13 protein-coding genes are annotated in these 11,966 nt (G+C 62.2%); 5 read left to right on the top strand and 8 right to left on the bottom strand.

Annotated features, from left to right (window positions below; genetic code table 11):
* Positions 1-331 precede the first annotated feature (331 nt).
* The 8 genes from VHO05_RS10225 to hrcA all read right to left on the bottom strand — a co-directional run bounded on the left by VHO05_RS10225 (position 332) and on the right by hrcA (position 7,728).
* Positions 332-484, bottom strand: a complete 153-nt coding sequence (locus VHO05_RS10225) for a hypothetical protein (protein WP_329646476.1) — start codon at positions 482-484, stop codon at positions 332-334.
* A 90-nt stretch (positions 485-574) separates the two neighbouring features.
* The gene (locus VHO05_RS10220) at positions 575-862 is read right to left on the bottom strand and encodes a DUF1330 domain-containing protein (protein ID WP_329646475.1); all 288 of its coding nucleotides are present in this window, start codon (positions 860-862) and stop codon (positions 575-577) included.
* Positions 863-897: 35 nt separating this feature from the next.
* Entirely contained in the window at positions 898-1,626 is a 729-nt protein-coding gene (pyrF, locus tag VHO05_RS10215; RefSeq protein WP_329646474.1) for an orotidine-5'-phosphate decarboxylase, read from the bottom strand.
* Between the two features lie 3 nt (positions 1,627-1,629).
* A complete protein-coding gene (locus tag VHO05_RS10210; RefSeq protein ID WP_329646473.1) occupies positions 1,630-2,220 on the bottom strand; it encodes an NAD(P)H-dependent oxidoreductase in 591 nt (196 codons plus the stop codon).
* A 39-nt stretch (positions 2,221-2,259) separates the two neighbouring features.
* Positions 2,260-3,408 (bottom strand): molecular chaperone DnaJ, encoded by a 1,149-nt coding sequence (gene dnaJ / locus VHO05_RS10205; RefSeq protein ID WP_329646472.1) that lies wholly within the window; start codon positions 3,406-3,408, stop codon positions 2,260-2,262.
* 181 nt (positions 3,409-3,589) lie between these two features.
* Positions 3,590-5,512 (bottom strand): molecular chaperone DnaK, encoded by a 1,923-nt coding sequence (gene dnaK / locus VHO05_RS10200; protein WP_329646471.1) that lies wholly within the window; start codon positions 5,510-5,512, stop codon positions 3,590-3,592.
* A 406-nt stretch (positions 5,513-5,918) separates the two neighbouring features.
* Complete coding sequence (gene grpE / locus VHO05_RS10195) at positions 5,919-6,563, bottom strand: nucleotide exchange factor GrpE (protein WP_329646470.1); 645 nt, start codon at positions 6,561-6,563, stop codon at positions 5,919-5,921.
* Between the two features lie 106 nt (positions 6,564-6,669).
* Positions 6,670-7,728, bottom strand: a complete 1,059-nt coding sequence (gene hrcA, locus VHO05_RS10190) for a heat-inducible transcriptional repressor HrcA (RefSeq protein ID WP_329646469.1) — start codon at positions 7,726-7,728, stop codon at positions 6,670-6,672.
* A gap of 278 nt (positions 7,729-8,006) precedes the next feature.
* Here hrcA and rph point away from each other — a divergent pair, with 278 nt between their 5' ends.
* The 5 genes from rph (at position 8,007) to hemW (ending at position 11,958) form a co-directional block, all read left to right on the top strand.
* Entirely contained in the window at positions 8,007-8,720 is a 714-nt protein-coding gene (gene rph, locus VHO05_RS10185; RefSeq protein ID WP_329646468.1) for a ribonuclease PH, read from the top strand.
* A 191-nt stretch (positions 8,721-8,911) separates the two neighbouring features.
* Positions 8,912-9,337, top strand: coding sequence for a DUF1772 domain-containing protein (locus VHO05_RS10180; RefSeq protein ID WP_329647505.1), 426 nt, complete (start codon positions 8,912-8,914; stop codon positions 9,335-9,337).
* Positions 9,334-9,747 carry a VOC family protein gene (locus VHO05_RS10175; protein WP_329646467.1) on the top strand — a complete coding sequence of 138 codons (414 nt, stop codon included), beginning with the start codon at positions 9,334-9,336 and terminating at the stop codon, positions 9,745-9,747. The genes VHO05_RS10180 and VHO05_RS10175 overlap by 4 nt, the downstream gene beginning before the upstream one ends.
* Positions 9,744-10,622, top strand: coding sequence for an RdgB/HAM1 family non-canonical purine NTP pyrophosphatase (gene rdgB / locus VHO05_RS10170; protein ID WP_329646466.1), 879 nt, complete (start codon positions 9,744-9,746; stop codon positions 10,620-10,622). The genes VHO05_RS10175 and rdgB overlap by 4 nt, the downstream gene beginning before the upstream one ends.
* A 25-nt stretch (positions 10,623-10,647) precedes the next feature.
* Complete coding sequence (gene hemW / locus VHO05_RS10165) at positions 10,648-11,958, top strand: radical SAM family heme chaperone HemW (protein WP_329646465.1); 1,311 nt, start codon at positions 10,648-10,650, stop codon at positions 11,956-11,958.
* Positions 11,959-11,966 lie beyond the last annotated feature (8 nt).

The raw sequence follows: 11,966 nt of genomic DNA, 5'->3' as shown, positions 1-11,966 counted from the left end.
CCGGAATGCCCGAGCGGCGATGGCGCGTCAGAATGGGGGGAAAGTGGGGGGCACAGTGCCGAACACGCTAGAGTCGGCGAGACGCGCCAACACGAAAAATATCGCCCGCGAGCGCGCAGACGGAGCCGAGACAACGGCTGACTGCCCCTACGAACGAGCCCTGCCGCTCGTCGGCCACGGCAGCAAAATGATCTTCGAGGGCATACGCCAGATTGTGCATTACAAACTCAGTCCGTCACATTATTCATGACTAATAGAGTAAAGAATTAGTGGCGTCAAGTGATTTGGGTAGAGGGCCGAACGGCGAAAGGCCGCGAGACGCGGCCAAGTCTTAAAAGCGGCGGGAAGCGCCCACATGGAGAATATCGCCCGCGACCGCGAACAGCGCTCCAAGTCCCCGGCTCAGAGAGCCGGAGATCGAGCCCTGCCGCTCTTCGGCTACGGCTGCGAAATGGTCCTCGATCATGTAGAGCAGGTTGGACATGGCTGACCTCACCTCTTCACCTGATTCCGTGTGGTGAAAGAAAGTGTAGGGGCTAAATCCGGCTCTCACGAGGCGGGACTATGGAAGAAATCAGACGCCTTCGACGACCGTAATGTCGATGGTTCCTGCCCCAGCGCGCAGCGCCTTCGCCTCGGCGTACTCCGGGCTCGTTGCATATCCCAGCGCGTGCTCGTAGCTCGGAAATTCGAGCACGACGTTGCGCTGCGTTCCGTTGCCTTCCATGATCTGGCATTTTCCGCCGCGCACGATCGGCCGTCCTTCGAACTTGTCGAGCGCGATCTTCGACTTCGCGACGTACTGCGCCCACTTCTCGGGATCCGTCACTGTGGCGTGCGCGATGACATAACCCTTGGCCATTTGGTGTTCCCTTCCCGGCTGTCTGCTTGTTTCGATCAATGCTTGCCCGAGGGGGTGCCAGAGATCGTGTCGTGAATGTGCGCGATGAACTTCTCTGCGGCCGCCTTCGGATCATCGGCTTGCGTAATGGGACGTCCGACCACGATGTGGTTCGCACCCGCCGCAATCGCGTGATCCGGCGTCATGACGCGCTCCTGGTCGTCGGTCGTGCTTCCGGGCAATCGAATGCCGGGTGTGACGATCAGAAAGCCGGGTCCTGTCGCTGCACGAATGCGCTGCGCCTCCTGGCCGGATGCAATCACGCCGTCGAAACCTGCGGCGTAGGCCAGCTCTGCGCGTCTCAGAACCAAGTCCGCAGGTGAAAATGTTGAGCCCTGCTCGCGAAGATCGTCGGCGGAAAGATTGGTCAAGACGGTCACCGCAAGCAGCTTGACCTTGCCGTCACCTCGGCCGGATACGGCAGCCTTGAGTGTTTTGGTGTCGTGGCCATGGACCGTCAGAAACGTCACGTCGAGTTCGGTGGCGTTGGCAACCGCACGTTCGACCGTGTTCCCGATGTCGAGAAGCTTCATGTCGAGGAAGACGCGCTTTCCCTGGCGCCTCAAATCGCGGGCGAGATCGAGGCCGCCCGCGAACAGAAGTTCGAGACCGACTTTGTAGAACGAGACCGTGTCGCCGAGCTTGGCAACGAGACGGCGAGCTTCCTCGACCGTCGGCATATCGAGGGCGACAATCAGATGATCTTGAGCAGAGGCGCGGGTCATGGGTCAGCCGTGTAGGACGTGAGCGGCGCGAGCCAGCTTCTGAATAAGCTTCTTGAAATTCTCTTGGCTGTCTTTGTTCTTGAGGTGGCCATTGTCCTCAAACGCCTCAGCGGCCTTCGGAACCGCGAACTGATCCGGCAGAACGAGAGCGCCCAGGCCCAGCTCGAGAACGGTGCGGACCGTATTGACGCCACGCAAGCCGCCCATGCCACCCGGCGACGCCGATCCTAGCGCAAACACACGCGTTTTGTAGACGGCAAGCGGCTCCTCGCCTTCCGTCCGCACCCGGCTCACCCAGTCGAGCGTGTTCTTAAGAAGCGGCGTGATCGAAGCATTGTATTCGGGGCAGGCGATAAAGATGCCGGTATGGACCTTCATCAGCGCTTCGAACTTCTTCGCATTTTCCGGAATGCCCTCAAGCGCCTGCAGGTCGGCGTCGTAGAGCGGCATGGGATAGTCGCCGAGATCGGCAAACGTCGCCGCCAGCCCGTTGGCCGACGCGATCTCCGCGCCGAGCTCCGCGAGGCGTTTGTTGTGCGAGGCGGCGCGCGCACTGCCGGAAAAGAAAAGAAGTTTGGTCGACGACAGGCTCATGGGCCCTCCGCAGGCATGAATTGAAGGGCGCAGTTCAGCTCAGCCACCCTTGCCTTCGAAAAAGTCCTTCACCCGCGCAAAAAATCCCGCGCTTTCCGGGCTGGTGCCTTTGTGGCTTTCGCGCTCGAACTCCTCGAGTAGCTCACGCTGGCGCCGGGTCAAATTCTTGGGCGTCTCGACATCCACCTGAATGTACATGTCGCCGACCACCTTGGACCGCAGCACGGGCATACCCTTGCCTTTGAGACGGAACTGCTTTCCGCTCTCGGTCCCCTCCGGAATCTTGACCCGCGTCGCCGTGCCCTCGAGCGTCGGAACTTCGATCTGTCCGCCGAGCGTGGCCGAGGTCATGGCGATCGGCACTTTGCAGAAGAGATCCGCGCCGTCGCGCTGGAAGAACGAATGCGGCTTGATCGAAAGGAAAATGTAGAGATCGCCCGGCGGCCCACCCCGCAGACCGGCTTCTCCGTCGCCCACGAGCCGCACCTTCGTGCCGTCCTCGACACCGGCCGGGATATTGACCTGAAGCGTCCGCTCCTTGGTGACGCGACCGGCACCGGAGCAGCTCGCACAAGGATCTTCGATCACCTCGCCGCGGCCCGAACACGTCGGACATGTCCGCTCGATCGTGAAAAAGCCCTGGCTGGCTCGGACCTTGCCCATACCGGCGCACGTCGGACACGGCGTCGGCTTGGTGCCGGCTTTGGCACCTGTGCCCGAGCAAGTGTCACACGCGACGCTGGTCGGAACACGGACTTCCGCCGCCTTCCCGAGATACGCCTCTTCGAGCGTAATCTCCATGTTGTAGCGGAGATCTGCGCCGCGCTCGCGAGAGCTGCGGCCACGCTGTGCACCCCGGCGACCGCCCATGAACTCGCCGAACAGATCATCGAAGATGTCTGACATCGACGACGCAAAGTCGGGCCCAAATCCGCCGCCCGGATGCCCGCGCCCCATACCGTGATCGAACGCGGCATGACCGAATCTGTCGTAAGCCGCACGCTTTTGCGGATCTTTCAGCGCCTCATAGGCCTCGTTGAGATCCTTGAAACGCTGCTCGGCACCCTTGTCGCCAGGGTTGCTGTCAGGGTGACATTCTTTGGCGAGTTTGCGGAATGCCGACTTGAGTTCCTGCTCACTCGCCGTGCGCGAAACCCCTAGGATGTCGTAATAGTCGCGTTTGGCCATGGGGAGGCATTCTATCCGGCGGGCCGAGACGGGAAGCAAGCACTATCGGGGAAACTCCGCCAGCGGAGCGCTCAAAAGACAGTCCCCCGATGTAGCCCGCTTCCGATCCCACCAAAAAGCTCTCCCCGAGCCAGCGCAGTTTCGCGCCCGACACGGGGAGAGGGGTACGGAACGGCAGGAACTAGCCCGCCTTCTTCTTGTCGTCCTTGACCTCTTCGAAGTCGGCATCGACGACGTTGTCGTCCGAGCCGGACTTCTCCGAAGAAGCCTCGCTTGCGCTGCCGGCGTCACCGCCCTTGGCGGCATAGACCGCTTCGCCGATCTTCATCGCGGTCTGAGCGAGGGCCGTCGTCGCGGACTTGATTCGCTCGACGTCCTCGGAAGCGATTGCCTCCTTGGCAGCCTCGACCGCCTTCTCGACGTCGGCCTTGATGGCGGCCACCGCCGGGTTGGAGCCGTTTTCGCTGAGCTCCTTCTCCGTCGAATGGATCAGAGCTTCAGCCTGGTTTTTGGTCTCGACAAGCTCGCGCTTCTTCTTGTCCTCGGCGGCGTGAGCCTCCGCGTCCTTGACCATGCGCTCGATCTCGTTGTCGGAGAGACCACCCGAGGCCTGGATGCGGATCGACTGCTCCTTGGTCGTCGCCTTATCCTTGGCCGACACGTGCACGATGCCGTTGGCGTCGATGTCGAACGTGACCTCGATCTGCGGCACGCCACGCGGAGCCGGCGGAATGCCGACGAGATCAAACTGACCGAGCAGCTTGTTGTCGGCCGCCATCTCGCGCTCGCCTTGGCTGACGCGAATCGTGACCGCGTTCTGACCGTCCTCGGCCGTCGAGAACACCTGGCTCTTCTTGGTCGGGATGGTCGTGTTGCGATCGATGAGACGCGTGAACACGCCGCCCAGCGTCTCGATGCCGAGCGAAAGCGGCGTCACGTCGAGCAGCAGCACGTCCTTGACTTCGCCCTTGAGGACGCCGCCCTGGATCGCCGCACCGACAGCCACGACCTCATCCGGGTTGACGCCCTTGTGGGGCTCTTTCCCGAACAGTTCTTTGACGACCTGCTGAACCTTCGGCATGCGCGTCATACCGCCGACGAGAACGACCTCGTCGACTTCAGCCGCCTTGAGACCGGCATCCTTGAGCGCCTGCTCGCACGGACCGCGCGTCCTCATGATGAGATCGTCCACGAGGCTCTCGAGCTTGGCGCGCGTGAGCTTCATCGTGAGATGCTTCGGACCCGACTGGTCAGCCGTGATGAACGGCAGATTGATCTCCGTCTGCGTTGCCGACGAAAGCTCGATCTTGGCCTTTTCGGCAGCTTCCTTGAGACGCTGAAGGGCGAGCTTGTCGTTCCTGAGATCGATGCCCTGCTCCTTCTTGAATTCGTCGGCCAGATAGCCGACGAGCTTCATGTCGAAGTCCTCGCCGCCGAGGAACGTGTCGCCGTTCGTGCTCTTCACCTCGAACACGCCGTCGCCGATCTCGAGGATCGAAATATCGAAGGTGCCGCCGCCGAGGTCGTAGACGGCGATCGTCTTGGCTTCCTTCTTCTTGTCGAGACCGTAAGCGAGCGCAGCCGCCGTCGGCTCGTTGATGATGCGAAGCACCTCGAGCCCTGCGATCTTGCCGGCATCCTTGGTCGCCTGACGCTGAGCGTCGTTGAAGTAAGCCGGAACCGTGATCACGGCCTGCGTGACGGGCTCACCGAGCTTGGCCTCAGCGGTCTCCTTCATCTTCTGCAGAATGAAGGCCGAGATCTGCTGCGGCGAATATTCCTTGCCGTTGGCCTCAACCCACGCATCACCCGTCGGGCCCTTCACGATATTATAGGGGACGAGCTTCTTATCCTTCTCGACCATCGGATCGTCATAGCGCCGTCCGATGAGGCGCTTGATGGCGAAAAGCGTATTGGTGGGATTGGTGACGGCCTGGCGTTTTGCGGGAAGGCCGATGAGGCGCTCGCCATCGTCCGTGAACGCAACGATGGACGGCGTGGTGTTCAGACCCTCGGCATTCTCAAGCACCCGGGGCTTGCCCCCCTCCATCACTGCGACGCACGAGTTGGTTGTGCCGAGGTCGATACCGATAACTTTTGCCATTCTCCGAAATTCCTCTTTCTTTGCGGCAGACCGCCCGGACCCAAATAAGGCCGGCGCCCGAATTTTTCCTGAAGCCCCCGGAAGGAGGCGTGGAGTACGGTCCCCAAGGAGAACAATTGATGATGCGCGGTTATATAGTGTGAGGTTTTCGGCGCGCAACGGGCGCCGTTCACAGCCGCGGGATCAATTTGGGGGACTTCTGCTTAACGCTCCTCTCGACCTTCTTCCAAGACGTTGCCCAGCCAATTCCCTTAATATGAGCTTAAAAGCTGGACCTTTACTGGACTCATCTTCGCCTGCCCGGCCGCCGCTACCAAGCGCCGCAATCCGGCCAGCCCCAACGGAGCACCGGTCACCCATCGAATTGCCACCGGGCGTCTTGCTCCGACAACTGAGCCGGCCGAGCTCAGACAGAGTTGTCGTTGCCAGGCGGCGGCGTGGTGTCCTGACCGCCATCGGTCGCATCGGAAGGTGCTGCCTTTGGCGCCTTGGGCCCGCCCTTGGCCACGATCACCATGGCCGGCCGCAGCACGCGATCCTCGATCACGTAACCAGGCTGGAACACTTCCAGAATGGTGCCCGGGGCCACCTCAGAGTTCTGCATCTCCATCATGGCCTGATGAAGATGGGGGTTGAAGGCTTCCCCCTTGGGATTGACGCGACGAACGCCATTCCGTTCGAGCACATTGAGGAACTCGCGTTCCGTCATGCTCACGCCATCAACCAGACTCTTGAGGGCATTGTCCGCTTCAGCGGCTCCCGCCGGCACGGCCTGGATGGCGCGCTCGAAATTGTCGGCAACCGTCACGACATCGCGCGCAAACTTGCTGATCGCATACTTCGCCGTTTCCTCTCGCTCGCGCTCGGCGCGCTTGCGAATATTGTCCATTTCGGCGTGGGCCCGGAGCAGGCGGTCCGTGAGGTCGGCAATCTGTCCCTGCAGCGTATCGACCTCCGCGGCGAGACGAGCTGCGTCCTGTGACGATTCGGGTCCCCCAGCTTCGGGCTTGGGCTCGGCGCCGGGTGCGTTGGATTTCGTCTCGTCAGACATTGGATCTCCGCATCGAGTGTGAAATAGGCGCGTTTCGCTTGCGACGGCTTAAGGGCGCAAGCAAACGGCGGATGTGGGCCCGATATCAGCCCCAAAAGCAAAAAAATCAAGTCAGGACACGACTAACGAGACGGGCCGTGTAGTCAACCATCGGAATGATGCGTGCGTAGTTGAGACGCGTCGGCCCGATCACGCCGAGCACGCCCACCACCTTCCGGTCCGTATCATGAAACGGCGCAACGATCAGGGAAGACCCCGATAGCGAGAACAACTTGTTCTCGGAGCCGATGAAAATGCGCACGCCGTCGGCATGATCGGCAAGGCCGAGAATCTGCGAAAAGTCCCGCTTCGTCTCGAGATCGTCGAAGAGCTGGCGAATACGTTCCAGGTCCTCGATCGCCGTCAGATCCTTGAGCAGGTTCGCCTGCCCCCGCACGATGAGGCTCTTGCGATCGTCGACCGTGCCCGACCATTCCGCAAGCCCGGCCTTGATCACCTTCTGAGTGAGCTTATCGAGCTCCGCACGCGCCCGCCCGAGATCGGCCTCCATGGAAGCCCGCACCTCGGCGAGGGTCAGCCCTCGAATGTGCGCGTTGAGATAGTTGGCCGCTTCGACGAGCGTCGACGGCGGCAAGCCCGCCGGAATGTCTATCAGACGGTTTTCGACGTTCTGATCCTCGTCAACCAGGACGACGAGCGCCTTGGTCGGCTCGATCGGCACGAAATCGATATGCTTGAGCCGCGCGACCTGCTTCTCCGCGACCACGACGCCGGCGCAGTGAGACAGTCCGGAGATCATTTCTCCGGCTTCGGTCAGAACTTGGTCGAGAGACTTCGTGCGTTTGACCGCGATCTGAGCCTCGATCTTGCGCCGCTCCTCTTCGCTCAGATCTCCGACTTCGAGGAGACCATCGACGAACATCCTGAGCCCAGACTGCGTAGGCAGCCGGCCCGCCGAGGTGTGCGGCGCGTAAATGAGACCCGCGTGTTCGAGATCGCTCATGACGTTCCGGATCGAAGCGGGGGACAGGGCCATCGGCAGGACGCGGGAGAGATTGCGAGAGCCGACAGGCTCACCCGTCGCAAGATAGCTGTCGACGATCTGCCGCAGGATCGCGCGCGACCGTTCGCTGAGCTTTTTGATTTCGGATTGCGGTTCGGACATGGGGTGCTCAGGCCTTGGGCATCGGCGCCGGAAAGAGCCTAAAAATGGCGGACTTATTCGTCAATGCAAGACCTTGCTCCAACCAAGGGGAATTCGGGGTCCAGCCCAGGCATGCGCGGCGCCTTGACCTAGCCCGGCTAGTTGGCCCCGGATTGGAATTGTGGTTGATCCGGAATGCCCCCTCCCTTACGGTCGCGCCAACCAGAGAAAAAGGGGGATGACGGTACTTTTCGTTCCGGGTCCCTTTTTTAGTTTCCGCAACAATCTACAGAGCCGACATGCGCCCGTCCAAACGCCAGTCAGGCGAGCTTCGCCGCGTTTCACTTGAACGCGCGGTTTCGATGCACGCCGAAGGATCCTGCTTTATCAAATTCGGCAACACACACGTGCTGTGCACGGCAAGCCTGGAAGAACGGATTCCTCCGTGGCTCAAGGGGCAAGGTCGTGGTTGGGTCACCGCCGAGTACGGAATGCTGCCGCGTGCCACCAGCGAGCGCACCCGCCGCGAGGCGAGCGTGGGCAACCAGTCGGGACGCACCCAGGAAATTCAACGCCTGATCGGGCGTGCGCTTCGTGCGGTCGTGGATCTGCCAAAGCTCGGTGAGCGCCAGATCTCCATCGACTGCGACGTCATCCAGGCCGACGGCGGAACGCGGACAGCCGCAATCACCGGAGCCTGGGTCGCACTTCACGACTGCATCCAATGGATGAAATTGCGCGACATGGTGAAGGATGGCGTCTTGCGCGACCACGTCGCCGCCGTGTCGTGCGGTCTCTATAAGGGAACCCCGGTCCTCGATCTCGACTATGCCGAGGATTCGGCCGCCGACGCGGATTCAAATTTCGTGATGACGGGTGCCGGCGGCATTGTCGAGGTCCAAGGCACCGCCGAGACGGTTGCCTTCAGCCAGGAGAGCTTCGATCAGCTCATGGTGCTTGCACGCAAGGGCATCGCCGAGCTGGTCGAGCTGCAGAAGCTGACGGTGGCCTGAGGAAGGCAGAAGGCAACGGGCCCGAGTGTTCCAGTTCCGAAGTTCGCGGCCAGACACCGGAACGAACTTCGGAACCATAAGGGACACTCGAATCATAGACTTGGTAGTGTGATGATCGAGAAATTCGCTCAGAACATTGCTGCCGGTTGCTCCGTCGCCTGCTGCCCACTTTGTCGAAGGAGCACGCCATGCTGCTCGGGCACCTCGCGTTGACGACCGCCGCGCTCTTCACCGGCGCAGCGTTCTACCTGAATTTCGCCGAGCAACATGCCCGCCTGGAGTTGGATGACCGAGCCCTGCTGGCGGAATGGCAGCCGAGCTATGATCGTGGCCTTGCCATGCAAGCTCCCCTCGCAATTCTGGGGTTCCTGTTGGGCACGGCTGCCTGGTGGACGTACGGCGACTGGCGCTGGCTGGCCGGCGGGCTCGTACTCTTCGCCAATTGGCCCTACACACTGATCGGCATCATGCCGACCAACAACAAGCTCAAGACCACGCCGCTGGACTCCGCCGGCCCAGGATCGCGAGCCCTGATCGAGAGCTGGGGCTGGCTGCACGCCGGCAGAACGGTCCTCGGGGCACTAGCCACGCTAATCTTCCTATGGGCCCTGAATTGAACGCACCTTCTGTTCTGGAAACCGTGATCTACCTGCAGGACTTGGCGGCCGCCGAAGACTTTTACGGCCGCCTCCTTGGTCTCACGCCTTACGCCAGAGCCGAGGGACGACACATCTTCTTCAAGCTCGAAAATCAAATGCTGCTCATCTTCAATCCCGATGCCACACGGAAACCCGCTGGTGGCTCTCTGCCCGTTCCAACCCACGGCGCAAGCGGCGAAGGCCATGTCTGCTTCTCCGCAAATCCATTGGGTATCGACACCTGGCGCCGCCGCCTCGTCGACGACATGGGGCTCGCAATCGAAGCGGACTTCGAGTGGCCGAACGGCGGCCGCTCGATCTACGTACGCGATCCCGCCGGTAACTCCGTGGAGTTCGCCGAACCGCGCATCTGGGGGTTTGAGGCATGAAACAACTCGATCCGGGCAGCCGCCTCGTCGTCGCCAGCCACAACCCTGGCAAGGTCTGGGAGATCAAGGAGCTGATCGCGCCTTACGGCTTCGATGCCATCTCGGCTGGAGATTTGAAACTCGCCGAGCCAGAGGAAACGGAGCCGACATTCGAAGGCAATGCGCGCCTAAAGGCCCTCGCCGCCGCAACGGGTTCAGGCCTTCCCGCGCTCGCCGACGACTCCGGCCTTGAAGTCGAAGCACTTGGCGGCGATCCCGGCATCTATTCGGCACGCTGGGCCGGGCCGGGCAAGGACTTCGCGCTCGCCATGCAGCGCGTTCATGACGCGCTGGCCGAAAAGGACGCGTGGAAGGGTCCGCCACCCCGCGCGAATTTTATCTCCGTCATCTGCCTCGCTTGGCCCACCGGCGAGTCCCGCTTGTTCGAAGGCCGAGTCTTTGGCACGCTGGTCTGGCCCGCGCGCGGCGGCAATGGCTTCGGCTACGATCCGATGTTCGTGCCCGACGGCGACACGCGCACCTTCGGCGAGATGGAGCCGGCAGCGAAATACGCGATTTCCCATCGCACGCGCGCTTTCGAGGCGTTCAAGCGCGACTGCCTCGAGCATGTGCCGACCAACGCATCGACACAAATGTCCGGCCGCAACATCGAAGCCCTCGACGCCGCCGCCCGCAATCTGTCGACACAGGCCGAGCTGGTGCGCTTCATCACCAGCCTGCGCGAAGACCACGCCCGCCACGGCACCGTATGGAAGCCCCAGAATCTCGCCACCTTCCTCGCCGCCCTTGAAACGGCAATGGCTTCGGCCAACGTTCCAGACGCGGAGCCGCGCTGGCGCACCATCGCGCGTGCCCTCCTTGCGGCAAGCAAGTGAATACAAAACGTAACGAGTTGAGCGCGTGAACAAGGACGAGCCAGCCTTCGGCGTCTACATCCACTGGCCCTTCTGCGCGCAGAAATGTCCGTACTGCGACTTCAACAGCCATGTGCGCTTCGGCGGCTGGGACGAGCCGCGGTATCTCGCGGCCTACAAACGCGAGCTGGACCATGTCGCGGCGCTCATCGCCGATGCGCCACGCGAAGCTCGCCCAAGGACCGTAAGCTCGATCTTCTTCGGCGGCGGTACGCCGTCGCTGATGAAACCCGAGACGGTCGGCGCAATCCTCGACCACATCGCGCACCTCTGGCCAGTCGATCCAAACGCCGAGATCACACTTGAAGCCAATCCAGGCAGCGTCGAAGCGGCCCGCTTCGCGGGATACCGCACGGCAGGCGTAGACCGCGTCTCGATCGGCGTACAGTCCCTGCGCGACGCGGATCTGAAGCGCCTCGGCCGCATCCACTCCGTCGATGAAGCGAAAGCTGCGATCGAGATCGCGCGGCGAACCTTCGATCGGTTTTCCTTCGATCTCATCTACGCCCGCCCCGAGCAAACTCTGTCCGGCTGGCGTACGGAGCTATCCGAAGCCCTCGAAATCGCGGGCCACCATCTCTCGCTCTATCAGCTCACCATCGAGCCCGAGACGCGCTTCGCGGATCTTTACGCAAAGGGTCGTCTCGTCATCCCGCCAGCCGAAGCCGCACACGATCTCTACGAGGCCACGCAGGAGCTGACAGCGAAGGCGGGCCTGCGCCAGTACGAGATCTCGAACCACGCCTGTCCCGGCGAGGAAAGCCGCCACAACCTGCTCTATTGGCGCTATGGCGAATACGCCGGCATTGGCCCCGGCGCCCATGGCCGCATCGAAACGGCAACGGGCCACCTCGCGACCTCGACCGAACGCAGTCCCGAGCGCTGGCTGGCGCGCGTGGAAAAGGCCGGACACGGTATCACGGAAACGGAAGAACTGTCGCCCGAAGCCCGCGCCGACGAAATGCTGCTGATGGGACTGCGCCTCGAAGAGGGCATCGACCTGGACCGGCTCGCACGCATCGGCGGTCTGGTGCCCCGAGCATTCGTCGTGTCCAAGCTGATCGAGCAGGGCTTGATCGAGCGCCTGCCGGCGCCCGACATCACGCCTGAAGGTCTCGACGAGATCCGCGCCTGCCTCGGGCCTGGTCTCCTACCCAGCCTCGTGCCGGCCGCTGCATACGGCGCGCGACTTGGCCGCATCCGGGCCTCCGGAAGCGGCCGCTTCATTCTGAACAGTCTCGTGCTCGAGCTTTCCGCGAGCTTCGAGCCCGCCACACATCCGGCGTCGCCACGATAGACAACCGG

Origin of the sequence: Hyphomicrobium sp., from assembly GCF_036262015.1 — a bacterium.
GTDB lineage: Bacteria > Pseudomonadota > Alphaproteobacteria > Rhizobiales > Hyphomicrobiaceae > Hyphomicrobium_C.
The sequence above is the reverse complement of the archived record's forward strand: the minus strand, read 5'-3'. Positions and strand labels throughout refer to the sequence as shown.

Bases quoted from the DNA above. Each gene is read 5' to 3' on its own strand.
- VHO05_RS10225 (WP_329646476.1), bottom strand. From the start codon at position 484: ATGTCCAACCTGCTCTACATGATCGAGGACCATTTCGCAGCCGTAGCC.
- VHO05_RS10220 (WP_329646475.1), bottom strand. From the start codon at position 862: ATGGCCAAGGGTTATGTCATCGCGCACGCCACAGTGACGGATCCCGAG.
- pyrF (WP_329646474.1), bottom strand. From the start codon at position 1,626: ATGACCCGCGCCTCTGCTCAAGATCATCTGATTGTCGCCCTCGATATG.
- VHO05_RS10210 (WP_329646473.1), bottom strand. From the start codon at position 2,220: ATGAGCCTGTCGTCGACCAAACTTCTTTTCTTTTCCGGCAGTGCGCGC.
- dnaJ (WP_329646472.1), bottom strand. From the start codon at position 3,408: ATGGCCAAACGCGACTATTACGACATCCTAGGGGTTTCGCGCACGGCG.
- dnaK (WP_329646471.1), bottom strand. From the start codon at position 5,512: ATGGCAAAAGTTATCGGTATCGACCTCGGCACAACCAACTCGTGCGTC.
- grpE (WP_329646470.1), bottom strand. From the start codon at position 6,563: ATGTCTGACGAGACGAAATCCAACGCACCCGGCGCCGAGCCCAAGCCC.
- hrcA (WP_329646469.1), bottom strand. From the start codon at position 7,728: ATGTCCGAACCGCAATCCGAAATCAAAAAGCTCAGCGAACGGTCGCGC.
- rph (WP_329646468.1), top strand. From the start codon at position 8,007: ATGCGCCCGTCCAAACGCCAGTCAGGCGAGCTTCGCCGCGTTTCACTT.
- rdgB (WP_329646466.1), top strand. From the start codon at position 9,744: ATGAAACAACTCGATCCGGGCAGCCGCCTCGTCGTCGCCAGCCACAAC.